At 68.3% G+C, this 22,289-nt stretch carries 24 protein-coding genes; 13 read left to right on the forward strand and 11 right to left on the reverse strand.

Annotated elements, in window-relative coordinates; translation table 11 throughout:
* Positions 1 to 198 precede the first annotated feature (198 nt).
* A complete protein-coding gene (locus tag ACGFIO_RS41190; protein WP_392835923.1) occupies positions 199 to 1,416 on the reverse strand; it encodes an ROK family protein in 1,218 nt (405 codons plus the stop codon).
* An 85-nt stretch (positions 1,417 to 1,501) separates the two neighbouring features.
* Here ACGFIO_RS41190 and ACGFIO_RS41195 point away from each other — a divergent pair, with 85 nt between their 5' ends.
* Complete coding sequence (locus ACGFIO_RS41195; protein ID WP_392835925.1) at positions 1,502 to 2,335, forward strand: class I SAM-dependent methyltransferase; 834 nt, start codon at positions 1,502 to 1,504, stop codon at positions 2,333 to 2,335.
* 52 nt (positions 2,336 to 2,387) lie between these two features.
* Positions 2,388 to 2,597 carry a hypothetical protein gene (locus ACGFIO_RS41200; protein WP_392835927.1) on the forward strand — a complete coding sequence of 70 codons (210 nt, stop codon included), beginning with the start codon at positions 2,388 to 2,390 and terminating at the stop codon, positions 2,595 to 2,597.
* 746 nt (positions 2,598 to 3,343) lie between these two features.
* Here ACGFIO_RS41200 and ACGFIO_RS41205 read toward each other — a convergent pair.
* Complete coding sequence (locus ACGFIO_RS41205) at positions 3,344 to 3,490, reverse strand: hypothetical protein (RefSeq protein ID WP_392835930.1); 147 nt, start codon at positions 3,488 to 3,490, stop codon at positions 3,344 to 3,346.
* Positions 3,491 to 3,548: 58 nt separating this feature from the next.
* Between ACGFIO_RS41205 and ACGFIO_RS41210 the strand changes: the two genes are divergently transcribed.
* The 9 genes from ACGFIO_RS41210 (at position 3,549) to ACGFIO_RS41250 (ending at position 10,912) form a co-directional block, all read left to right on the forward strand.
* Positions 3,549 to 3,752 carry a hypothetical protein gene (locus tag ACGFIO_RS41210; protein ID WP_392835932.1) on the forward strand — a complete coding sequence of 68 codons (204 nt, stop codon included), beginning with the start codon at positions 3,549 to 3,551 and terminating at the stop codon, positions 3,750 to 3,752.
* Positions 3,749 to 4,351, forward strand: coding sequence for a VOC family protein (locus tag ACGFIO_RS41215; protein WP_392835935.1), 603 nt, complete (start codon positions 3,749 to 3,751; stop codon positions 4,349 to 4,351). Before ACGFIO_RS41210 ends, ACGFIO_RS41215 begins: the two co-directional genes overlap by 4 nt.
* Positions 4,352 to 4,457: 106 nt before the next feature.
* On the forward strand, positions 4,458 to 5,465 hold the full coding sequence (locus tag ACGFIO_RS41220) for a SagB family peptide dehydrogenase (RefSeq protein ID WP_392835937.1): 1,008 nt from the start codon (positions 4,458 to 4,460) through the stop codon (positions 5,463 to 5,465).
* 9 nt (positions 5,466 to 5,474) lie between these two features.
* A complete protein-coding gene (locus tag ACGFIO_RS41225; protein ID WP_392835940.1) occupies positions 5,475 to 6,587 on the forward strand; it encodes a TOMM precursor leader peptide-binding protein in 1,113 nt (370 codons plus the stop codon).
* A 21-nt stretch (positions 6,588 to 6,608) separates the two neighbouring features.
* Complete coding sequence (locus ACGFIO_RS41230; RefSeq protein ID WP_392835943.1) at positions 6,609 to 7,952, forward strand: YcaO-like family protein; 1,344 nt, start codon at positions 6,609 to 6,611, stop codon at positions 7,950 to 7,952.
* Positions 7,953 to 7,968: 16 nt separating this feature from the next.
* Positions 7,969 to 8,679: a type II CAAX prenyl endopeptidase Rce1 family protein gene (locus tag ACGFIO_RS41235; protein ID WP_392835944.1), complete on the forward strand. Its 711-nt coding sequence runs from the start codon at positions 7,969 to 7,971 to the stop codon at positions 8,677 to 8,679.
* Positions 8,670 to 9,446: a CPBP family intramembrane glutamic endopeptidase gene (locus ACGFIO_RS41240; RefSeq protein WP_392835946.1), complete on the forward strand. Its 777-nt coding sequence runs from the start codon at positions 8,670 to 8,672 to the stop codon at positions 9,444 to 9,446. Before ACGFIO_RS41235 ends, ACGFIO_RS41240 begins: the two co-directional genes overlap by 10 nt.
* A 4-nt stretch (positions 9,447 to 9,450) precedes the next feature.
* Positions 9,451 to 10,671 carry a cytochrome P450 gene (locus tag ACGFIO_RS41245; RefSeq protein ID WP_392835948.1) on the forward strand — a complete coding sequence of 407 codons (1,221 nt, stop codon included), beginning with the start codon at positions 9,451 to 9,453 and terminating at the stop codon, positions 10,669 to 10,671.
* Positions 10,672 to 10,693: 22 nt separating this feature from the next.
* Positions 10,694 to 10,912, forward strand: a complete 219-nt coding sequence (locus ACGFIO_RS41250; RefSeq protein ID WP_392835951.1) for a hypothetical protein — start codon at positions 10,694 to 10,696, stop codon at positions 10,910 to 10,912.
* A 118-nt stretch (positions 10,913 to 11,030) separates the two neighbouring features.
* On the opposite strand, the gene ACGFIO_RS41255 is transcribed toward ACGFIO_RS41250, so the two are convergent.
* From ACGFIO_RS41255 to ACGFIO_RS41295, 9 genes are all read right to left on the reverse strand, one after another.
* The gene (locus tag ACGFIO_RS41255; RefSeq protein ID WP_392835953.1) at positions 11,031 to 12,431 is read right to left on the reverse strand and encodes a GH1 family beta-glucosidase; all 1,401 of its coding nucleotides are present in this window, start codon (positions 12,429 to 12,431) and stop codon (positions 11,031 to 11,033) included.
* Positions 12,431 to 13,459 carry an ABC transporter ATP-binding protein gene (locus ACGFIO_RS41260; RefSeq protein WP_392835956.1) on the reverse strand — a complete coding sequence of 343 codons (1,029 nt, stop codon included), beginning with the start codon at positions 13,457 to 13,459 and terminating at the stop codon, positions 12,431 to 12,433. The genes ACGFIO_RS41255 and ACGFIO_RS41260 overlap by 1 nt, the downstream gene beginning before the upstream one ends.
* Positions 13,456 to 14,541 carry an ABC transporter permease gene (locus ACGFIO_RS41265; RefSeq protein ID WP_392835958.1) on the reverse strand — a complete coding sequence of 362 codons (1,086 nt, stop codon included), beginning with the start codon at positions 14,539 to 14,541 and terminating at the stop codon, positions 13,456 to 13,458. Before ACGFIO_RS41265 ends, ACGFIO_RS41260 begins: the two co-directional genes overlap by 4 nt.
* Positions 14,542 to 14,544: 3 nt before the next feature.
* Positions 14,545 to 15,525 (reverse strand): ABC transporter permease, encoded by a 981-nt coding sequence (locus ACGFIO_RS41270; RefSeq protein ID WP_392835961.1) that lies wholly within the window; start codon positions 15,523 to 15,525, stop codon positions 14,545 to 14,547.
* Entirely contained in the window at positions 15,522 to 16,580 is a 1,059-nt protein-coding gene (locus ACGFIO_RS41275; protein ID WP_392835963.1) for an ABC transporter ATP-binding protein, read from the reverse strand. The genes ACGFIO_RS41270 and ACGFIO_RS41275 overlap by 4 nt, the downstream gene beginning before the upstream one ends.
* A gap of 65 nt (positions 16,581 to 16,645) precedes the next feature.
* On the reverse strand, positions 16,646 to 18,334 hold the full coding sequence (locus ACGFIO_RS41280; protein WP_392835966.1) for an ABC transporter substrate-binding protein: 1,689 nt from the start codon (positions 18,332 to 18,334) through the stop codon (positions 16,646 to 16,648).
* Between the two features lie 53 nt (positions 18,335 to 18,387).
* Positions 18,388 to 19,407 carry a LacI family DNA-binding transcriptional regulator gene (locus ACGFIO_RS41285; RefSeq protein WP_392835969.1) on the reverse strand — a complete coding sequence of 340 codons (1,020 nt, stop codon included), beginning with the start codon at positions 19,405 to 19,407 and terminating at the stop codon, positions 18,388 to 18,390.
* A 168-nt stretch (positions 19,408 to 19,575) separates the two neighbouring features.
* The gene (locus ACGFIO_RS41290; RefSeq protein ID WP_392835971.1) at positions 19,576 to 19,974 is read right to left on the reverse strand and encodes a hypothetical protein; all 399 of its coding nucleotides are present in this window, start codon (positions 19,972 to 19,974) and stop codon (positions 19,576 to 19,578) included.
* 72 nt (positions 19,975 to 20,046) lie between these two features.
* Positions 20,047 to 20,886: an NAD-dependent protein deacetylase gene (locus ACGFIO_RS41295; RefSeq protein WP_392835974.1), complete on the reverse strand. Its 840-nt coding sequence runs from the start codon at positions 20,884 to 20,886 to the stop codon at positions 20,047 to 20,049.
* 105 nt (positions 20,887 to 20,991) lie between these two features.
* Here ACGFIO_RS41295 and ACGFIO_RS41300 point away from each other — a divergent pair, with 105 nt between their 5' ends.
* Together ACGFIO_RS41300 and ACGFIO_RS41305 are read left to right on the forward strand one after the other, a co-directional pair.
* Positions 20,992 to 21,372, forward strand: a complete 381-nt coding sequence (locus ACGFIO_RS41300; RefSeq protein WP_392835977.1) for a hypothetical protein — start codon at positions 20,992 to 20,994, stop codon at positions 21,370 to 21,372.
* A gap of 139 nt (positions 21,373 to 21,511) precedes the next feature.
* Entirely contained in the window at positions 21,512 to 22,261 is a 750-nt protein-coding gene (locus ACGFIO_RS41305) for a hypothetical protein (protein ID WP_392835980.1), read from the forward strand.
* The last annotated feature ends 28 nt before the right edge of the window (positions 22,262 to 22,289 follow it).

Here is a 22,289-nt window from a genome sequence, read left to right on the forward strand (position 1 = left end):
TTTGCCTCGTTCAGTGTCGGATGTGGTTGGTCTGGCGGCGGTTTGGTTTTGCCTCGTTCAGTGTCGGATGTGGTTGGTCTGGCGGCGGTTTGGTTTTGCCTCGTTCAGTGTCGGATGTGGTTGGTCTGGCGGCGGTTTGGTTTAGCCCCGTTCAGCCTCGGACGCGGCTGATTTGGCGGCGGTTTGGTTTAGCCCCGTTCAGCCTCGGACGCGGCTGATTTGGCGGCGATGGGCGGCCCGTGACACCACGGTGTGCGGGTCGGTCACCGCCATGCCGCCGTCGGCCAGCAGCCGGGCGATCGGCAAGGTGGCCGCGCCCATCGCGACCGCGTCCGGGCCGAGTTGGCAGACGTCGATGCGGGTGGTCGAGAACGGGTGCCGCAGCGCGTGCCCGGCCGCCGCGGCCCGGATCTCCGGCAGGAACCGCTCGCCCAGGGCCGCGCCGATCGGGCCGCTCAGCACGATGCGTTCGGGACTGAACAGGTTGACCAGGTCGGCGATCCCGGCACCGAGATAGCCCACCGTCTCGGTGACGACCACGGCGGCCGGCCCGGACACCTCGCCGACCAGGGTGCGGGCCAGCAGCCGGGGATCGGGCTCGGACCCGGTCGCCTCGGCCAGGCGGACGCTGACCGCGTCCGACCCGATGTACGCCTCGAGGCAGCCCCGGGCCCCGCATCGGCAGGGCAGTCCCTCGTACACCAGGGTGGTGTGTCCCCACTCGGCCGCACCCGAGTCGGGGCCGCGGTGCCCGCGCCCGTCCCGGACCACCGCCGCGCCGACCCCGCGGCCGATCAGCACGATCACCGCGTGCCGTGCCCCGCGCCCGGCGCCGAACCACATCTCGGCCTGCCCGACCGTCTTGGCGCCGTTCTCGACGAACACCGGCAGCCCGGTCGCGGCGCCGAGCACGTCGCCCAGCGGCACCGCCTCCCAGCCGGTGGTCTGCGAATGGACCAGACCCTCGCGGTCGACCACCCCGACCACGCCCACCCCGAAGCCGAGGACCTCGTCGCGGCTGATGTCGGCCTGCGTGGTCACGTCGGCCAGGCCGCGGATCAGCAGCTGGGTGACGCTCTCGTGGTCGGACGGGTCGGCCAGCCGGTAGCCGGCCGCGCCGAGCCGGGACATGGCCAGGTCGTACAGCTCGACCGCGACCCGGCTCTCGCCCACGTCGGCGCCGACCACGTACCCGTAGCCGGGCGCGACCCGCAGCAGCGCCCGCGGCCGGCCGCCGTCCGAGCCGACCAGCCCGGCCTCCTCGACCAGGCCCTCCTCGATCATCTCGCCGACCAGGTTGCTCACGCTGGCCTGGCTGAGCGCGGTGGTGTCGCCGAGCTGTTGACGACTCTGCCGGCCACCGTGGAACAGGTCGGTGAGCAGGCTGGCCCGGTTCGCCCGTCTGACGTCACGCACCGTAGTCCGCCTGGTCTCCACCACGTCTCCCCTGTTCATCAGCATTGGGGGCCATCTAACCACCGCCGCCGGTACGGTCATCGCCGTGACCGACTACCGCGACGTGAACCGGGCGAACTGGGACGACCGGGCCGACGCCCACGCCGCCTCGAACGACTACAACGTGGCGACGTTCGCCGCCGACCCGTCCTATCTCAGTGAGGTGGTGCGGTTCGACCGGCCGCTGCTGGGCGACGTCACCGGGCTGCGCGGCGTGCACCTGCAGTGCCACATCGGCACCGACACCGTGTCGCTGGCCCGGCTCGGCGCGACGATGACCGGCCTCGACTTCTCACCGAAGTCGCTGGCTCAGGCGCGCGCCCTGGCGACTGTCGCCTCTCCGTCCGAGATCAACTTCGTCGAGGCCGAGGTGTACGACGCACCCGACGTCCTCGGGGCCGAGAGCTTCGATCTGGTCTACACCGGGATCGGCGCGCTGTGCTGGCTGCCCGACATCAAACGCTGGGGCGAGACGGTGGCCCGGCTGCTGAAGCCCGGCGGCCGGTTCTTCATGCGCGAGGGCCATCCGGTGCTCTGGTCATTGGAATGGGAACGCGGCGACGACCTGCTCGTCCTCGACGCCCCCTACTTCGAGCTGGCCGATCCGTCCGTGTACAACGACGGCGGCACGTACGTGGACAGCGACGTCGACTTCGAGCACAACACCACGCACGAGTGGAACCACGGTCTCGGCGAGATCGTGACCGCGCTGCTGGACGCCGGCCTGACCATCACCGGGCTGGTCGAGCACACCACCGTCCCGTGGGACGGCCTCGGCGGCCGGATGCGCCAGCTGCCCGGCGGCGAGTTCCAGGTCGCCGCCCGGCCCGAGCGCCTGCCGCACACCTACACGCTGCAGGCGGTGCGCCCGGCCGTTTAGAGATCGATGTGTACGGGGTACCTCGCGATTCAACCCAATCAAGGAGTCCTCGATGCGCTTCGGAAGCATAGGCGGCGTGATCGTTCTGATCTGGCTCATCCTGGGCGGCGTAGCCGCGTACGCCCGGGGTTACTTCTCCGACAGCGGCGACGCCAGCTGCGCCAAGGCCACCACGGTCCTGGTCACCGTGGTGGCGGGCCCGCTCAACTGGATGGGCGTCAACCCGAAGGTCGACTGCGACATCCCCGAGCCCAGCAAGTAGACCGACGAGGTGATGCGTATTTGTGCTCAGAGCCTCTGAGCACAAATACGCATCACCCGTTGCTGGGCACCCTTCGTCGTGGAGGTCGGGCTCGGGGTTCGGTGTGCGGCGTGCGGGGGATCGGCGTGGTTGGGTGTCGCTGGTTCTTCTCGTGATGTGCCGGTGCGCCGGCTGGGCTGTACCTAGCGGCTGCCTATCCACCGTGGCGCCGAGGGTGACGAACACGCGATCGAGTGTTGGCGCGGCATCGCGATCAAGCCCGCAAAGCGTTGCAGGCACTCTCCGCGCGACTCCGCCGGGTCGGGTCGGGTCGGGTCGGTGGTGATCGTGTTTCCCGGGGCGTGCCGTCTGTCCAGGGTGGAATGTCGGCTGACGCCCGGTCGGCCAAACACGGCGTTGACTCCTATTACCGACATATCGAACAACGGCGTCCGCGCTAATCGCTGGTGGTCGTAGGGGCACGAGATCCCGCTCTCGATCGAATTCGACGAGTCGATATATCGATCATTGACCCTGGGTGAAGCCGCGGATTAACCTTGTTTTCGCCATTCCGGGTCTGCGCATTCAATGCCGGACGGCACGGGAGAGGCGCGATGGCGGCCAATTGCCGTTGTGACCTCTGCGACGCCGCTCACGATCCATTCGCGCGCTGATGATCCGGGCGGAGCCGGTTCGGCTTCGCCCGCAATTTGCCGTGCCGTGGCACAACCCTTCAGAAGGGAGGTAATTGCTGTGCTCCGATTTACTCAGCACTTCGGCTCGACCTGCTCGGCCTCGTCGAGCGTCGTCCTCACACCCGGCGGCACCACGTCCTGCCCGACCTGCTGCTGTTCCTGTTCGTGCTCCTGCTGAGCAGGGGTTCCCGCGCCGAGGCGTCTCGGCGGAACCGCCACCGTGAAATCGGCCCGGAGGCCTTCGCCGGCCGGCGAAGTCGCGCCCCGAAATGGAGGAATGGATGAAAAAGGAAGGAACCGGTGCCCCGCTGCGCTTCAACCGGCATTTTGGTTCGACGTGCTCGGCTTCGCGCGTTGTCCTCACGCCGGGGGGCACCACGTCCTGCCCGACCTGCTGCTGTTCCTGCTCCTGCTGCTGCTGACAGAGATCTCGTACGGAGATCCGCATCGGACGCAGATGCCGCGCCACGCTGTTCCGTGAGCGCCTACCGGTCACCGGTAATACGAGAGGATCGCCACATGGCTAACCAGCAATTGAACGCCAAACTGGTCATCTGCAGCGTACCCACCAGAAATTCAGCGAAGGCTCAGCAGTTCTACAACACCCTGCTCGGGGGCAGCGATTTCGCCCCTTCGCTCAATGAAGAGGTCGAGTCGTACTTCCGGCCGATCAGCGAGGACGGACTCACGCTGACGGTCGCCGCGCGGCAGAGCGACCGAGAATCGATCACCTGCTACTTCGCCGTCGACAATCTGGACGAGACGGTCAAGCAGTTGACCGCGGCCGGCGGCACCGTCGTGGTGAACTCCGCACCGGTCGCCGTTTCCGGCCCGGAGCAAGCCAAGCAGGCCTTCGCCGACGCTGTGGGTCACCCGGCGCCCCAGACGGCCGGACGCTGGGTCGGGATGATCGACCCCGACGGCAACTACCTCGCGCTGATGCAACTGGACAGCGCGACGCAGCGGCAGCTCAATGCCGAACCGTCGAACCGGAGGCTGTCGTCACAGCAAGCGGAACGGATCGATCGTTGGAAGCAGCACGGCGCGCCCGCGATGCGCCCAGGGCGCGGCCAGAAGTAAGGCTGACGACGTACAGCCCTCACTCAGGCGGTCCGGATCGGGCTGCCTGAGTGGCTCCTTCCGGCCTGACAACAACCTCGCTCCCGCCCATCATCGGAGGCACGGTATGGCGTCCGAGCAGTCCGGTCGAACCGAATTGCCGCTGCAGTACTACCTGGAGAACGAATACCAGTCCTTGATCGAGATCTTCCACTGGGTCGCGAACCTGGCCGGATCCGTCTACACGGACACCACGGCCGTGGTGTCGCCGGAAGCGGCCTACGCCGCGGCCCCACTCTCCGACACCCACCTGTTGAGCCAGGAGTTCCTGCTCAACTACAAGCACAGCTCCCTCGACCTCACGCTGCCCCTCGGCGTCGGCGGATACTTCGACTTCCCCGCACGGAGCAGTCTGTCGCTCCGGCACCTTCGGGAGCAGGAGGAAAAGGCCGGCCGGGGCCACATCGTCGAGCTGCCGCCGTACCAGAACGTCAACGCCTCCCTCGGCGTGACCATCCGGGCACGTCGCAGCCTGCGGACCTTCACGGGAAAGACGATGCCCCTGCGCACGTTGTCGACACTGCTGTTCTACGCGAACGGTGTCACGGGCGACATCGCCCTGGTGTCGGAGGACAACGATCCGCAGTGGCCCACCTACTCGCTCGGCCCCACCGAGGCGGCGAAGACCCGGGCTGCTTCCTCCGGGGGCGGCCTGAACCCGATCTCCCTGTATCTCGTGGTACGCGACGTGCAGACGCTCGACGACGGGATCTACGTCTATCTGCCCGTCGAGCACTCCCTGAAGAGGTTGGCGACGTTCGACGACGAGGCGCGGAATCGTCATCTCGCACTCGGCGTGAGCTGGGGACCGAACCTGGACCCGGCCACCGTGAACGTGACGGTCTACTACGTGTACAGCGTCTACGAGAACTCGCGGAAGTACGGGGATCTGGGGCTGCCCTTCGCGGTCGTCGAAGCGGGCGAGATCGCCGCGCACCTCCACCTGATCAGCACGGCGACCAAGGTCGGGTCGTCCGACATCGGCGGCTGGGAAAAGGTCCAGACGGAGCGTTTCCTCGGTGTCGACGGACTCTCCCGGCACCTGGTGCACGCCACCGTCATCGGCATGCTTTGAGGAGACGACATGACTGACGGCATGACCGCGAACGGATCGCAGAAGAGGCTGATACTCGGCGACGGCGTGCAGGTCTACTACAACGGCACCGACGAGCTCCGCCTCCGCAAGGGCGTCTGGAACTTCGAGGAAGGGGTGCTCTCCTTCGACGGTCTCAGCGAGGACCACAAGGAAAGCCTGGTGGCGTTGTTCGCCCTGCTCCAGGACGGCGGGGTCGATCCCGGGCGCCTCCCGAACGAGCAGAACCTGACCGCGCTGGAGCGGGAACAGGTGGCCGAGACGCTGGATGCGTTGCGCGCCAACGACTTCGTGTCCGACGGCGAGGACGTCGACGGCCGGCGCCTGCTCAACCAGCTGCTCAGCGGCGCGGACGACTATCTCACCGATCGCAGCGCCGGCGCCGGGCCCATCCTGTTCTTCGCCGACTCCCAGTCCATCAAGGACTACGCCGTGACGATGGCCACCGAGATCGACCTGCCGATGACGGTCCTGACGCAGGCGGACTTCAAACGGATCGAGGCACTGGACCTGACGACCAAGTTCGACGCCTACGGCACCCGGCAGCAGCTCGAGTCCGCGCGCCACATGATCGAGCCCTTCGGCAGCATCGTCGGGTGTCTCGAGCGGCCGCACATCGTCTTCCTGCGCAACCTCAACCGCGTACTCGTGCAGACCTCGCAAACGCTCAGTCTGAGCCTGCTGGACGGGCCGTTCACGACGGTCTTCACGATCAAGCCCCCCGAGACGGGGTGCTTCGAGTGTTTCGAGCAACGCCTGCTGGCGCGCATGGAGGAGAAGGCCGTCTACCAGGAGTACGTGCAACAGACCCGCGGCCTGGCCCGATCGCAGACCAAGGTCCACGCCAGCCCGTTGATGCACTCCCTGGCGGCGCAGGCGCTGTTCGAGGGGCTCCTGGTGCACCGGATCGGGAAGGCGAAGCTCGCGGGCCGGGTCCTGAACACCTATGTGCCGCTCCTGGAGATCCAGGTTCAGCCCCTGTTGCGAGTGCCGTTCTGCCCCGCCTGCGGCTTCGTGGCGCAGGCGCGCATGGAGGAGATGTACAGCTCCTCGAAGAAGATCATCGATCGCGTCGTCGACCGGATCGCCCTGGTGGACGACTAGCTCGTTCCCGCCCCCGACGAGATGAAGGGCAAGGCATTGCTCACGTTCTATCCGTCGAACGTTCACGTGGTCAACGAGCTCAGGCGGCTGTGCGGTCACCACTTCGGCATCGCCGAATCGCAGATCGTCCAGGTGACCCAGGTGGCCGGGGCCCCGCGTCTGCAGACGATGACCGCCCGGTTGCCCGACTATCACAAGCTTCTCCTCGGCGACAAAGCCGAGATCCAGTACCACCTCTCGGGCTACGGCGTGTACCGGGAGGAAGCGCTCATCCGCCTCCTCGGCGAATCCATCGAGCGGTACGCGCTGATCACGGCCGCGACGACGCTGCGGAACAAGCTCTTCAAGGCGAGCTACAACGAGCTCAAGAGCGATCCCGGGGTGCTGCCCTGGGAGCTGATCAACACGTTCAGCGAGCGCGATTACGAGCGGATGCGCGGCAAGATGATTTTCCGCCCGATCACGCCGGACGACCCGATCAGCTGGATCTGGTGCCCCTCGCTGGTCGAGCCCGGGAAGGAGATCTGCATCCCGGCCCAGTGCCTGTTCACCGGGCTGCACGCGCACGACGAGATCCCGTTCATAACGTCCTTCTCCAAGGGATGCGCCAGCCACACCACGCGAAAACTCGCCCTGCGCTCGGCCATCATGGAGGCGGTGGAGGCCGACGCGCTCATGGCTCGGTGGTACGCCCTCGTCAAGGCCCGCCGGGTCGTGCTCGACGATCCGGTCCTGCAGGGCCTGATCGCGGAGATCTTCCACGAGGTGAACGTCGACGTCGTGCCCTACGAATACACCATGCCGGGAATGCCGGGACACGTCTTCGCGGTCGCCCTGTTGAGCGAGGGGCGCGAGCGGCCGAGCGTACTGCTGGGCACCGGGGCCGGGCTCCTGCCCGGGGCCACCCTCTACCGGACGCTGATCGAGGCCGTGGCCATTCACTACATCGGCTACAACGGGCCCGTACTGCAACCGCGTGACTACCTCAGCGGCATCGCCGAGGACAGCCATACGAACCTGGACAGCAACGTCGCGTACTGGGCGAGTTCCGAGGACGGCGACCGGAAGCGGGCCTTCCTGCGCGGCATGGTGGACGGCGAGGTCCGGCTGAGCGCCTTGCCGAGTTACGAGTCGACCATCGACGGGGAGTTGGCGTACATCGTCGGAAGACTGAAAGACGTTTCCCGCTACGCCGTCCACTTGGACATCACTCCGCCGGAGCTGGCGGGAACGGACTGGTCGGTGGCCCGCGTCTTCATACCCGAACTCGTCCAGGTCTCGCTGCCGTCCTTCCCGTACAGCGCCCATCCCCGGCTACGCGGATTCGGAGGGGTTCGTAATGAGCTCCCTCATCCCTCACCTTGAGACGATCCTTCTCCTGATGGCTATCGTGTACCCGGCCGGCTTCTGCGCCAACGTGACCGCACTGCTCATGGGCGCACCGGGGTTCTCCCGCGCCAGGTCGCTGGGCGGAAGCCTGGCCGGGTTCGTGATCGGGTACGCCGTCGTCGTGGCGGTTGTCGCACTGGTGCGCCCGCACCAGATGGTCGCCTGGAACTGGCCGGCGTCCCCGCTGCTGCTGATGCTGGCACCGGTCGCCGGCCTCGCCTGCATCGCGCTCGAGTACGCGGTCGGCGTCGTGATCGTCTATGTGCGGACGGGCCGGCTCGTCACCAGGGCCGCGATTCACAGCAGCTACGCCGACTTCCGCCGCGTGCACGCCAAGGACGTCGCCGCCGTCCTGGCCCTGGTGGCGGGTGAGGAACTCGTACTCCGGCAGTTCCTCTACTCCGTGCTGGTCACCGACCTGGGCGTGGTGGTCTGGGCCGCGATCGGGTTGTGCGCGATGGCGTACGCCGCGAACCATCTCAGTTTCGGCGCCGCGAGCGCGCTGGCCAAGCTGCCCAGCGGCCTGCTCTACACCTGGCTGTTCTGGGCCTCGGGCATGTCCCTCGCCGTGGTCATCATCGCCCACGCCACGCAGAACCTCACACTGCTCGGCCTGTCGCGACGTCCTTTGTGGACGCCGGAGTCCGGGACCCGGTCGGGCGGCCGCAGAACGCGGGAAGTGAGCGACACGCGATGGCCCTGACCCTGTTCCTGAGCGTCGTCACGATCCTCGCCGTTCTCTGGGGCAGGACGAACCGGCTCGGCTACAGCCGATTCATCACGTCGCCCGCCCGCGTCATCATGACGTACTCGCGGATGACCGACGAACTGATCCGCAGCTGTCTCGTCTGGTGCCTCTATCTGTCCGTCGGGCTGCTGGGCGCCGTCGCGCTCCTGGTGGCGTACCGGATCAATCTCTTGAATCATCTGACCGTGTCACAGGGGCAGGCATGGGTGATCCCGGTCGCGTTCATCGCGCAGAACGCCCTGACCGGGCTGATGATGCAGCTGTGGCTCGTCGCCCGGCCCGGGAGCGACATCTTCGCCGACCTGGTGGGGATCCTGTGGGTCAGATACACGCTGATGATGCCCCGCCTGATGCGCGTGGCGGCCCCGCTGGGTGCGGCGGTGGTCGAGGAGGTCTTCTTCCGGGGCGCGGTGTTCCTGATTCTCCTGACCAGATTCCCGGGAATCGGCGCCTACTGGGCGATCGTCGTCTGCACGGCACTTTTCGTCGTACAGCAGATTCTTCAGACCGACACCACCGGACAACGCGTGATCTTCCTGGTCGGGTCGACCTCGATCTCGATCGTCGGGTGCCTCACGATGCTGTACACGGGCAGCTTCCTGCCGACCCTGGTGTGCCACGCCGCCTACGCGGCGGTCTACCTGCAACTCGGGACGACGCTGCCCAAATGGCAAGTGCGAAGGGCGGGCACGAAGGCGAGGGCCGGCAACTCGAGCTTTTGAGAGCGTGGAGAGGATTTCCGTGTACGGCAGGCAGATCCCCCGGCGACGGGTCGTCTACAACCCGGCGACGGCGGAATTCCAGCAGAACCCGTTCCCCGGCCTACGTGCGCTGCGCGAACAGGATCCGGTTCACCTCACGCCGCGAGGATGGGTGCTGACCCGCTACGACGACTGTGCCGAAGTGCTGTCGAGCCGGCAGTTCGGGATGCGGGGCATCGAGGGCATGTTGCGCCGACAGATCGGCCCCGGTCCGGCGTTCGAGGTCATCGCCCGGCGCTTCCACTCGTACGATCCGCCGGAACACACCCGCCTGCGATCCCTGGTCGCCAAGGCGTTCGCGGGCCCTCGCCTCGACCGGATGCGGGGGCAGATCGAGGCGCTGGCCGACCGTTTGCTGCACCACGCCGGGGAGCCATCCTTCGACCTGGTCGAAAAGTTCGCCAGCCCGCTGCCGTCCGCTGTCATCGCCGCGATGCTGGGCACCCCACCACGTGATCGGGCCCGGCTGAACGGCTGGACCGACCGCATCCTCGACCTGCAGGGGATGGCTCGGCCCGGCAGCGCGACGCTGGCGCAGGGCAACGCCGCCGCCCGCGACTACCGGGCGTACCTGCGGGCCTTCGTCGAAGCCCGGCGCCGGGAACCCGGCGACGACCTGGTCAGCACCCTGATCGAAGCCCAGGAACAAGGGCACCGGCTGACCGACGCGGAGATCGCCGACTGCGCGTTGTTCCTGGCCAACGCGGGGTCGGCCACGACCCGCAACCTCATCGCCAACGCGGTCAACGCCCTGCAATCGGACCGTACGCAATGGGAACTGCTCGTCGACGACCCGGCCCTGATCGGCCCGGCGGTCGCCGAGGCGCTGCGGTTCGACTGCTCGCTGACCAGTACGCCGCGGTTCGCCCAGCAGGAGGCCGTCATCGGCAATCGAAGGGTGGCCGCCGGAGCGGCCGTCTTCTGCCAGCTGAACGCGGCCAACCGGGATCCGGCCCGGTTCCCGGACCCCGATCGCTTCGACATCACGCGGGCCGACAAGAAACATCTGGCCTTCGGGGGTGGCGTCCATTTCTGTCTCGGCGCACGTCTCGCACACCTTCAGGGCGAGCTGGCGCTTCGCGCGCTGCTCCGACACCACCCCACGCTCCGGCTGGCCACGGAGCGAATCGAGTGGCGCTCCGGGCTGTACCGAGGCCCGCTGCGGCTCCCGGTCGTCACGGCCTGACCTCTACACCGAAGGAGTCCCCGTGAACAACGTTCGCAGCAAGGCCGGTCACGCGTTGATCAGCGGAGGTATCGCTCTGGTCATCGGCCTCGTCGCCACCTACGTGGCCTGGCAGCTCACTCCCCACCCATGGTCCCTGGGGTCCGCCTTGATCGCCGTCAGCTTCGCCTCCTTCTTCGCCGCCTTCGGTGGATCAATGGCCGCCCTGACCACCGCCCGGCGAGGCGATCGGCCAGCGTGACCGGGTCGTCTGCCCCGGACCGCCGAGCCCCGCAAACCTCCTCGCAAGCCTCTACCAGGGAGCTGACGAGGATGCGCGATGACCCGGCGGGCCGGATGCCTACACCACCCAGTTGGTCTTAACGAGACCGGAACTGGGCGATGGTGTCCCGGTAGCGCAGGGCGCTCTGCTTCGGGGTGCGCTTCTGGGTCTCGTAATCCACGTGCACGATGCCGAAGCGCTTGTCGTAGCCGTACGCCCACTCGAAGTTGTCCATCAGCGACCAGGCGAAGTAGCCGCGGATGTCGGCGCCCTGGGCCCGCGCCTCGGCCACGGCGGCCAGGTGCTCGGCGAAGTAGGCGGTCCGGTCGTCGTCGGCCACGTACCCCTGCTCGTCGGCCTGGTCGTCGAACGCCGCGCCGTTCTCGGTGACGATCATCGGCAGGCCGGGGTAGTCGCGGTGCAGCCGGACCAGCAGCTGGGTGAACCGTTCGGGGGTGATCGGCCAGTCCATCGCGGTCCGCTCGGTGCCCGGGAACACCGAGCGCACCACCGGGCTGCCCTCGTCGTCCACGGTGCGGCCCTGCTCGTCGACGCCGCTGAAGTCCTGTCCGAAGTAGAAGTTCACACCCAGCACGTCGAACGGCGTGGCGATGACCTCCATGTCGCCGTCCTCGATGGGCAGCGTGACGCCCTGCTCGGCCAGCTCGTCGACCATGTCCTGCGGGTAGTAGCCCTTGCGCAGCGGGTCGAGGTAGAGCCGCAGGCCCATCCCGTCCGCCCGGCGGGCCGCGTCCCGGTCGGTCTGGGTGTCCTCGGCCGGGTCGGCGGTGCCCATGTTGAGCGTGATGCCGTACCGGTGCGGGGTGGTCTCGGCCGCCCGCATCCGCTGCGTCGCCAGGCCGTGCCCGAGCAGCAGGTGGTGCACGGCGTCGATGGAGGCCTGGAAGTCCTGGCGGCCGGGGGCGTGCACGCCGACGTGGTAGCCGAGCCAGGCCGAGCACCACGGCTCGTTGAGCGTGGTGAACGTCTCGACCCGGTCGTGCAGCTTGTCGAACACCATCATCGCGTAGTCGGCGAAGCGGTAGGCGGTGTCCCGGTTGGGCCAGCCGCCGGCGTCCTCCAGCTCCTGCGGCAGGTCCCAGTGGTAAAGCGTCACGAACGGCCGGAGCCCGTTGGTCAGCAACTCGTCGACCAGCCGGTCATAGAAGGCCAGCCCGGCCGGGTTGACCGGGCCACGGCCGCGCGGCTGGACCCGGGGCCAGGCCACCGAGAACCGGTACGAGTCCACCCCCAGGCTCTTGATCAGCTGCACGTCCTGCGGCATCCGGTGGTAGTGGTCGCAGGCGACGTCACCGTGGTCGCCGTTGTGCACCGCGCCCGGCACGCGGCTGAAGGTGTCCCAGATGGACGGTGTGCGGCCGTCCTCGGCCACCGCGCCTTCGATCTGGTACGAGCTGGTGGCGACGCCCCACTCGAAGGTGGGAGGGAACGCGTCGCCGGGCAGGAGCAGGGTGGGGGAAGGGGCGGAGGAAGTCATCACTCTCCTGTGGGTGTGGCGCCGACCGGCACCTGGGCGGGGTGCAGATGGCACGCGACGGTGCGCGTGCCGCCGTCCGGGGTGCCCGGGCGGCCGAGGACCGGGATGTGCTCCGGGCAGGGTTCGAACGCCTTGGGACAGCGCGGGTGGAAGGAGCAGCCGGACGGCATGCCCTTGAGGTCCGGCGGGGAGCCCGGGATGCCGGACAGCTCGCGCCGGGGCCCGCGCAGGGCCGGGAAGGAGCTGAGCAGCCCCTCGCTGTACGGGTGGAGCGAGTCCCGGTACAGCGTCGCGGCCGGCGCCTCCTCGATGATCCGGCCGCCGTACATGATGGCGATCCGGTTGGAGAACTCGACCAGCAGCGACAGGTCGTGGGTGATGAAGATGACCGAGAAGCCGAGCCGCTCGCGCAGCTCGATCAGCTGACCCAGAATCTGCCGCTGCATGACCACGTCGAGCGCGGTGGTCGGCTCGTCCATGATGACCACCTGCGGCTGCAGGATCAGCGCCATGCCGATCATCACGCGCTGCCGCATGCCGCCGGAGAGCTGGTGCGGGTACGCGTCCATCCGGTCGGCCGAGATGCCGACCAGCTTGAGCATCTCCCGGGCCCGGGCGTTGCGGCTGTGCTGGGTCATCTTCGGCTCGTGGGCCTGCAGCACGTCGTTGAGCTGGGTCGAGATCTTGTGCACGGGGTTGAGCGAGTTCATCGCGCCCTGGAACACGATCGCCGTCTCGGCCCACCGGAACTTGCGCAGGCCGGCGTCGGAGAGACCGAGGACGTCGTACGGGTCGCCCTTCTCCGGGTGGTAGATGACCTCGCCGCCGCTGATCACGCCCGGGGGCGCGAGCAGCCGGGTCAGGCCGTAGGCGAGCGTCGACTTGCCCGAGCCGCTCTCGCCGGCCAGGCCCAGCACCTCACCCTTGTGCAGGGTCAGGTTGACGTCGCGGACGGCGTGCACCGCCTGGTCGCCCAGGCCGTAGTCGACGTTCAGGTTCTTGATCTCGAGGACGGGCTCGTTGCTCATGACGACTGCCCCTCTTTTTTCAGGACCGGGGTCGCCCCGTTCAGGTTGACCGGCAGCGGGCGCGCCTGCGTGTGCGGTTCGGACGAGTGGGCCAGGACCGGCGTGAAGCCGACGCGCATGCGTACCGTATGGCCGTCAGCGGTCTTGACCTTGGTCTTGCCGGCACTGCGCAACCGGGGGCTGACGAACTCGTCGATGCCGAAGTTGATCAGGGACAGCGCGGTGCCGAGGAACGCGATGGCCAGACCGGCCGGCACGAACCACCACCAGGCGCCCTGCGACAGCGCCTGCTGGCTCTGCGCCCAGAACAGGATCTCGCCCCAGTTCCAGTTGGAGATGCCGCCGATGCCGATGAAGGCCAGCGTGATCTCGGTGCTGACCGCGAAGATCACGGTGCCGACGAAGCCGGACGCGATGATCGCCGACAGGTTGGGCAGGATCTCGAAGAAGATCACCCGGAACGTGCTCTCGCCGGACGCCCGGGCCGCCTCCACGTAGTCGCGTTTGCGCAGCGACAACGTCTGGGCCCGGAGCACTCGCGCGCCCCAGGCCCACGCGGTCAGGCCGATGGTCAGGGCCACGATCGTCGAGCCGGCGTTCTCGAAGGTCGACGCCACGATGATGATCAGCGGCAGTGCGGGGATGACCAGGAAGACGTTGGACAGCGCGGACAGGGTGTCGTCCCAGCCGCCCCCCAGGTAGCCGGCGCTGACCCCGACCGCCACCGACACGATGGTCGCGGCGATGCCGGCGGCCAGGCCGACCACCATCACGCCGCGGGTGCCGACCAGCAGCTGGCTCAGCACGTCCTGGCCCAGGTGGGTGGTGCCCAGCCAGTGCGCGCCGGACGGCGGTGCGACCAGGTCGTTGCCGCGGGCGTTGGGGTCGTACGGCGCGACCCACGGCCCGATGACCGCGAACAGCAGGTAGAAGCCCAGCATGATCAGGCCGGTCATCGCCTTGCCGTTGGACAGGAAGCCGGACCGCTTGCGCTTGGCCCGGGCCGGCTTGGCCTCCTCCGGCTGTGCCATCGCGCCCTGGCCGGGGATCACCTGTTCGACGCTCGAGGTGGGAATGCTCATCGGTCAGCCCTCCTTCCGCGTACGCGGGTCGAGCAGCAGGTAGACGATGTCGGCGAGCAGGTTGGCCACCAGCACGCAGATCGTGATGATCAGGAAGATGCCCTGCATCAGCGGGTAGTCCTTGGCGCCCACCGCGCGGAACAGCAGGAAGCCCAGGCCCGGGTACGAGAACACGATCTCCAGGACGAACGTGCCACTGACGATGAAGCCGAGCGACAGCGCGAAGCCGGACACGTTGGGCAGCAGCGCGTTGCGGGCCGCGTAGGCCACCGCGACCCGGCGCTCGGGCAGGCCCTTGGCGTGCGCCACGGTGATGTAGTCCTCGGCCGCGACGGTCACCATCATGTTGCGCATGCCCAGGATCCAGCCGCTGACCGAGGAGATCAGGATGGTCACGGCGGGCAGGATGCCGTGTTGTAGCGCGCTGGAGATGAAGGTCCAGTCCGGGTAGGGGACCAGGCCGGCCTCGAAGCCGCCGGACGACGGGAAGAAGCTGTCCGAGCCGGCCAGCAGGTAGATCGCCAGCAGGCCGAGCCAGAAATACGGTACCGAGGAGAGGAACGTGGTGACCGGCAGCACGCCGTCGACCCAGGTGCCGCGGCGCCAGCCGGCCACCACGCCGAGCGAGGTGCCGAGCAGGAAGCTGATCACCGTGGTGATGCCGACCAGCGCCACCGTCCACGGCAGCGCGTCACCGATCACCTCGGACACCGGTGTCGGGAAGGCGCTGAACGACAGGCCCAGGTCGCCCGAGAACAGCTGCCTCCAGTAGTCGACGTACTCGCTCCACAGGCTGGCGTTCTTGTCGATGCCGAACAGCACGTAGAGCGACTCGATGGCATCGGTGTTCATCTGGCCCTGGAACCGGGCCAGCAGTGCGGTGATCGGGTCACCGGGGATCATCCGGGGGATGAAGAAGTTGAGCGTCATCGCGGCCCACGCGGTGAACACGTAGAACGCGATGCGCTGGAGGATGTACTTCACTTGCCGACCCCCTGCGCGTCGTAGAGCCAGCACGCCGCCCAGTGCCCGGGCCGATCACCGATCTCCAGGCGTACCGGCAGCTCGGTCGAGCAGCGCGGGCCGGCCATCGGGCAACGCGGGTGGAAGCGGCAACCGCTGGGCGGTGAGATCAGGCTGGGCGGTTCGCCGTTGCCCCGATCGCGGGTGTCGGGTTCCAGTTCGCCGTGCAGGCGGTCCGGGTCGGGCGCGCTTTCGATCAGGAGCCGGGTGTACGGGTGGGCCGGCGCCTGGGTCACCGTCTCGCTGTCACCGCCCTCGACCATCCGGCCGGCGTACATGACCAGCGTCTCGTCGGCGAAGTAGCGGGCCGACGCGATGTCGTGGGTGATGTAGAGGATCGCCAGGTTGAAGCGCTCCTTGAGGTCCCGCAGCAGGTTCAGCACACCGAGCCGGATGGACACGTCCAGCATGGACACCGGCTCGTCGGCCAGCAGCGCCTCCGGGTCGGCGCCCAGTGCGCGGGCGATCGCGACGCGCTGGCGCTGGCCACCGGACAACTCGTGCGGGAACTTGTCCAGGTAACGCTCGGGCGGCGTCATGCTGACCCGGTTGAGCAGGTCGTGCAGCGCCTGCTCGAGTTCCTGGGCGTTGTTGCCGGCGTTGTGGTGGATCTTCAGCGCGCGGGTCAGGTGGTACCGGATGGTGTGCACCGGGTTCAGCGACGCGAAGGGGTCCTGGAAGATCATCTGTACGCGGGCGGCGTACCGGCGGAAGTTGCGGCCGCCCTTGACCCGGGTCGACTCGCCGTGCAGCCGGATGTCGCCGCCGGTGCGCGGGTAGAGCTGGGCCAGCAGCCGGGCCACGGTGGACTTGCCCGAGCCGGACTCGCCCACCAGGGCGGTCACGCGGCCGCGGCTAAGGATCAGGTGCACGTCGTCGACGGCGTGCACGGCGGCGCGATCGCGCCGGTTGAAGAGGTCACGCAGACCCCGGCGGACAGGGAAGTGCTTGGTCAGGCTCTGAGCCTCAAGCACCACCTCGCCGGCCGGCGCCTCGGCGTCCTGTAGCGACGTCATTTGCCGGGTCCTTTACGAGGGGGTGCCGCTCCCGCACGGGTCAACCGCGCGGGAGCGGCCGCGAATCAGCTGTTGGCGGGCTTGAGGTGCAGGATGACGTCCAGCGCGTTGGCCTGGGTGGGCTGCCCGGCGGCGTACGGGTTGGAGTCGTCGGGCCAGCCGATCCAGTTCTTCGTGCTGTACGCCATGCCGATGTTGTCGGCGCCGACCGGGATCATCGGGACCTGCTCGACGAAGACCTTCTGCAGCGTGTCCAGCGCGGTCTTGCGGGCGGCGTCGTCGGCGGCCTCCTTGTAGGCCTGCAGCGCGGCGGTGGCCTCAGGGCTGTCGAAGCGGCCGAAGTTGCCGGCCGGGGACGGCTTGCCGATCGGCTTGAGCAGCGTGCCGTCCATCACCGTCTGGTACAGGTCGAACGGTGTGGAACCACCGTTGGTCCAGCGGAACGTCGCGTCGAAGTTGCCCTCCTCGACGTTCTTGAACCACGCGTCCTGGTTGGCCTTCTCGACCGTCGCGGCGATGCCGATCTGCGCCAGGTTGTCCTTGACGATCTCCAGCGAGGTCTGGTAGTCGGACCAGCCGGCCGGGTCGGTCAGGGTCAGCTTCACTGGCTTGCCGCTCGGGTCGGTCAGCGTGGTGCCGTTGAGCTTGAAGCCGGCCCCGGTCAGCAGCGCCTTGGCGCCCTCGATGTCGACCTTCTGGTTCTGGCCCTTGTAGGCGTCGGCGACGAACGCGTCACCGGCCGGCGACGGCAGACCGGTCACGCTGGTCACCAGCGGGTGGAAGTAGCCGGCCTCGGCCTGGTTGAAGATGTCCTCGCGGTTGACCACCATGTTCATGGCCTTGCGCAGGGCGACGTTGTCGAACGGCTTCTTGGTGGTGTTGATGTAGAGGCCGTGGATGCCCAGCACCGGCGGCGCCCAGACCTTGTAGTGGTCGGGGTTCTTGCCGATGAAGACCGTCTTGTAGTTCGGGATGAACACGAACGACCACTCGATCGAGCCGTCGGCCAGCGCCGTGGTCTGCGCGTCGTTACCGGTCGGCGAGCTGTAGCGCAGCTCCTTGACGGCCGGCGCGGTGCCCCAGTAGCCGTTGTCCCGGGCGACCAGCGTGGTGGTCTGCGGGGTGAAGGACTTCAGGGTGTACGGACCGGAGCCGATCGGGCTCTTGTTGGTGTCGGTCGACGGGTCCTTGATGTCCTTCCAGATGTGCTCCGGGACGATCGGCGTCTGGCCCAGGAACTTGTCCTTGTAGACGAACATCGACGAGGCGAAGTTGATCGTCACGACGCTGCCGGCCACGGTGATCTCACCGTACGGCGTGTTGTTGGTGTTGAGCGCCTTGGTCTTCTTGATCAGGTTGTGCGTGAAGGCGACGTCGTTCGCGGTCAGCTTCTGACCGTCCGACCAGGTCGCGTTGTCCCGCACCGTCACCTTGACGCTCTTGAAGTCCGGCGACCACTCGGCCGCGGTGGCCAGCCACGGCTTCGGCGGGTCGGCCGGCTTGACCGGGTTCCACATCATCAGGGGCTCGTAGATGACCCACTTGTAGCCGAGCGACGCGGCGGCCGAGGTGGTCAGGAAGGGGTTGTGGTTCTCCGTCTGCGGGCCGTTCGGCATGCTGACGGTCAGCACCGTGGCGCTCGACTTGTTGCTCTTGCTGTTCGGGCTGCTGTTCGGCGAATCGCCGCAGGCGGCGAGGACGCCCGTGGCGAGCACGCCCGCCAGGGCAGCCGAGAACAACTTCCTTCTCTGCATTACAGATACTCCTCAACGGTTATCAGGGGTGGCCCGGATGAGGGCTGCGGTTTTCAGGAGGGATCGGCGACGGAGACCGTGGTGGACCCACGGGCCATGAACGTCGCCGGTATGACGGTCGGACGGTTGGGCAGGGGTGTGCCCTCGAAGTGGGCGAGCAGCGTGCGTGCCGCGGCCTCGCCCATCTCGCGCAACGGTTGGTGCACGGTGGTGAGCGGCGGCTGGGTGTGTGCCGCCATGGGGATGTCGTCGAAGCCCACCACCGCCACGTCCTGCGGGACGCGCCGCCCGGAGTCGAGCGCCGCCTGCATCGCGCCGGTGGCCGAGAGGTCGTTGTGGGCGAAGACCGCGTCGAAGTCGATGCCGGCGTCGATGGCGTGCTGCACGCCCTCGAAGCCGCACGCGATGGTGAAGTCGCCGGGGAGCAGGCGCTCGTCCGGGATCGGGTGACCGGCATCGGCGTACGCCGCGGCGAAGCCGTCCAGGCGCTGCTGGGTGCATCCGAAATGGCCCGGGCCGGCGATGACCAGCGGCTTGTGCCGGCCGATGGAGAGCAGGTGCCGGGCCGCGGCGCCGGCGCCGGTGTGGTTGGTGGTGCCGACGCTGGGGATCTGCGCCGGCTGGGTGTCACGGTCGTCGATCAGCACCACGGGCAGGCCGCGCGAGTGCAGCTGCGCGATGTAGTCCAGGGTGCCCTCGGGCTCGATCACCAGCAGGCCGTCGAACGACTTGGCCGACACCTGGGCGCCGAACTGCCGCATCGACTCCTCACCGCGGTTGCAGGTGAACAGCAGCAGGCCGTAGCGCTCGGTCTCGAGCACGTCGACCGCGCCCTGCAGGACCTCGCCGATCCACGGCCAGGTGAGCGAGGGGACCAGCATGCCGACCACCCGGGTACGCCCGCGGGCCAGGCCGACGGCCCGGGAGCTGGGCACGTAACCGAGCTCTTCGATCACCGCACGGACCCGGGCGGCGGTGGACTCGTCCAGCTCACCCTTGCCGTTGAGGACCCGCGAGACGGTGGTCTTGCTGACCTTCGCCCGGGCCGCCACATCGGCGATGGTGATCGGCACTGGTCCTCCGAGTGATCCGGAAAGCATGTATCCCGCGGGTTGCAGACCGGTTTCGGAACCGGTTTCGGGAGCGGTTCCGGGCAGTTAACAGCAGTGAGCCGGGTCACGTCAATGTGAGGACACCTTTATTTAAGTTGCGAGACTGTAACGCGGGTGCATCGAAGGTCCTCAGCGGGTAAAAGCTTTGCCCCCGCGCGTCAGGTCGGCCAGAAACGCGACCACAGCACTACCCACCGCGGTCACGACCAGCACCAGCAAGCCGCCGATCACGAACAGCCCCGACTGGTCCTTGATGGCCGCGTCGACCGTCCAGGCCGCCGTGAACCCCACCGTCGTCGCGCCCACGGCGAGCAACGGATGCACGTCGGCGAAGCGCACCGCGACCGCCAGCAGCACGGCGATGGTCAGCACGCAGAAAGCAACCTGCGCGGTGGTGTACGGGCCCTGCCGGTTACCGTTCGCATCGACCTGGTAAGTCCGGTCGTGGCCCAGCCACGCCCACCACGCCACCACCGTCGCGACGGCCAGCCCGGCCGCGCCGAACCAGCCCTTCTTGCCGAATCTCATGGGCCATGACGCTAGGGCGTGTGTTGTGTATCAGCCAAGTGCCGCAGCCCTGGCTGATCGACAAGACACGCCCTACACGGTGGCGGCCGAACTCATTCCGGCGAGCCGGGTCAGCTCGGGCAGAACCGTGCCCAGCGGGGCGTCCACCACCAGCCCGGCATAGGGCTCACCGCGGGTCACACCCTGGTTGACGATCGCCACCCGGATGCCCAGCTTGGCCGCCCGCAACACGAACCGCCGGCCCGACATCACGGTCAGCGACGAACCCAGGACCAGCAGGGTGCGCCCGCCGCCGACCAGATCGAAGCTGCGCGACACCCGCTCCGGCGGCACCGTCTCACCGAAATACACGACGTCCGGCTTGAGCATCCCGCCGCAACCGTCGCAGTCCACCACCACGAACCCGTCCAGCTCGTCGTCGGCCAGCTCGACGTCACCATCCGGATTGATCACGGTCGGCGTCTTGTCGAAGCCCGGGTTGGCCGCCAGCAGCCTGTCCTCGAGACGGCCACGGGTGGTCGACTCGCTGCAGTCCAGGCAGGTCACCTGGGCCAGATTGCCGTGCAGCTCGACCACGCCGGTCGCGCCGGCCGCCTGGTGCAGCCCGTCCACGTTCTGGGTGATGATGCCGCGCAGCAGACCCAGCTCCTGCAACCGGGCCACAGCGCGGTGACCGTCGTTGGGCCGGGCGTCGCCGATCGTCCGCCAGCCCAGGTGGCTGCGGGCCCAGTAGCGGCGCCGGGCCATCGGATCCCGGGTGAAGGTCTGGTAGGTCATCGGGGTCGCCCGGCGCGCCAGGCCACTGGGACCGCGGTAATCCGGGATGCCCGACTCGGTGGACAGGCCCGCCCCGCTCAGCACGACCACGTCACCCTCGGCGACCCACCGCGCCAGCTCCGCCACATCACTCACCCACCCATAATCCCTCGCCGGCGGCCGAGCTCCCAGCCGGCCGGATGAACCGGACAGATCGACCGAGTGGTGCGGTTTACCGGCCAGAACGGTAGGTTGGTCATCGTGGCTGAGGTGGCACGCCTGCTTCCCCGTCTGTGGGACGGGCAGCGTGCGCTGCGCTTTCTTACCGGGCTGGCCATGCTCGCCCTGGCCTTCGCGGCCAACGCGGGGCTGATCGGGTCGCCGGCCACGCCGGTGCGGGTCTCAGCCGCGGCCTCGGTTTCGCCGGCCGTGTCTTCGGTTTCCCCGGCTTCCGCCTCTGGGCCCTCGGCTTCTGCTTCCGTTGTCACGGGTGCGGGCGATGAGGCGCCGGCTCCGGCGATCGCCGATGTGGTGGTTCCGGTACTGCTCGTGGTCGCCCTGGTGGTGACCGGGGCGCTGCTGCTGGGGGCGGGACGCCTCGGGTGGCGGCTCCCCGCTCGGCGCGGTCCTCCGCTGGGCTGATTTCTTTCTTCCACGTTTTCGGTGACGGGGTTCGACGCAGCCTGCTCGGACGATCGTCAGCTTGGTGCCTGCTCCTGGGGATGAGGACAGGCGTACCGGAAGAAAACCTTGATCAACCAGCCACCGCGAGGGAAATCCCATGGAGATCGTCGCTGCCGTCTGGATGCTTCTGATCCTGTCCATCGGGGTCGCCGCCGCCGCGTTCGCGCTGCCCAAGCGACCCGCCGTTCCCGCACCAGCCTCGACCCCGGCGCCCGGCCGCCGCCGCTCCGCCGCTCACGCCGCGTCGCTAGACGACCGTAATGCCGCGTCGCTCGACGAGGACCGTTATGCCGCCGAGGTGGCCGTCGCCGCGGAGCGGGCCGCCGTCACCGCCCAGCGCGCCCGGGACGCCTGGGCCGACCAGCAGGACGCGGTCGACGCGGCCTGGATCGCTTACGAGCACGCCGATCGGGAGGCGCGCCGGTTCGCCGCCGCGGCCGTCTACCCGGTGCAGCGGCGGCGCCGCGGCAAGGGCGAGAACGCCGACCGGGAGCGCTTCCTGCACCGGGCCGCGCTGGCCGCCTGCCGCAACCGGGAGATCTCGATCGGGCAGCTCAACGACATCCTGGCCCACCGCGGCTGGAACGAGCGGCTGGACCCGGCGGCGCAGGAGTCGGCGCTGCGGACGGCCGTTCGCGATCACCGCTACGACGACTATCGCAAGGCGGCCGAACGGGAACGGCGGGCCTGGCAGGATGCGGAGAGGGCGGCGGTCGCCCTGCGCAGCCTGCGGGCCGAGGCGTGCCTGGCCACCGTACGCGGCGACGAGGAGGACACCCTGTCGATGGACGTCACCTGGTGGTCGCGGCAGTGGTCGGCGGCCGAACCGCGCGCAGCCGCCGCCTGATGTAAACGCGGTCATCGAGAAACTGTCA

The sequence above is a fragment of the Actinoplanes sp. NPDC049265 genome, from assembly GCF_043197135.1.
In the GTDB taxonomy this organism is placed as follows: domain Bacteria; phylum Actinomycetota; class Actinomycetes; order Mycobacteriales; family Micromonosporaceae; genus Actinoplanes.

Coding starts and splice junctions, on each gene's coding strand:
- ACGFIO_RS41275 (WP_392835963.1), bottom strand. CDS start 16,580: ATGACGTCGCTACAGGACGCCGAGGCGCCGGCCGGCGAGGTGGTGCTT.
- ACGFIO_RS41265 (WP_392835958.1), bottom strand. CDS start 14,541: ATGAGCATTCCCACCTCGAGCGTCGAACAGGTGATCCCCGGCCAGGGC.
- ACGFIO_RS41200 (WP_392835927.1), top strand. CDS start 2,388: ATGCGCTTCGGAAGCATAGGCGGCGTGATCGTTCTGATCTGGCTCATC.
- ACGFIO_RS41280 (WP_392835966.1), bottom strand. CDS start 18,334: ATGCAGAGAAGGAAGTTGTTCTCGGCTGCCCTGGCGGGCGTGCTCGCC.
- ACGFIO_RS41240 (WP_392835946.1), top strand. CDS start 8,670: ATGGCCCTGACCCTGTTCCTGAGCGTCGTCACGATCCTCGCCGTTCTC.
- ACGFIO_RS41230 (WP_392835943.1), top strand. CDS start 6,609: ATGAAGGGCAAGGCATTGCTCACGTTCTATCCGTCGAACGTTCACGTG.
- ACGFIO_RS41260 (WP_392835956.1), bottom strand. CDS start 13,459: ATGAGCAACGAGCCCGTCCTCGAGATCAAGAACCTGAACGTCGACTAC.
- ACGFIO_RS41305 (WP_392835980.1), top strand. CDS start 21,512: ATGGAGATCGTCGCTGCCGTCTGGATGCTTCTGATCCTGTCCATCGGG.
- ACGFIO_RS41235 (WP_392835944.1), top strand. CDS start 7,969: ATGGCTATCGTGTACCCGGCCGGCTTCTGCGCCAACGTGACCGCACTG.
- ACGFIO_RS41210 (WP_392835932.1), top strand. CDS start 3,549: ATGGATGAAAAAGGAAGGAACCGGTGCCCCGCTGCGCTTCAACCGGCA.
- ACGFIO_RS41225 (WP_392835940.1), top strand. CDS start 5,475: ATGACTGACGGCATGACCGCGAACGGATCGCAGAAGAGGCTGATACTC.
- ACGFIO_RS41255 (WP_392835953.1), bottom strand. CDS start 12,431: ATGACTTCCTCCGCCCCTTCCCCCACCCTGCTCCTGCCCGGCGACGCG.
- ACGFIO_RS41220 (WP_392835937.1), top strand. CDS start 4,458: ATGGCGTCCGAGCAGTCCGGTCGAACCGAATTGCCGCTGCAGTACTAC.
- ACGFIO_RS41290 (WP_392835971.1), bottom strand. CDS start 19,974: ATGAGATTCGGCAAGAAGGGCTGGTTCGGCGCGGCCGGGCTGGCCGTC.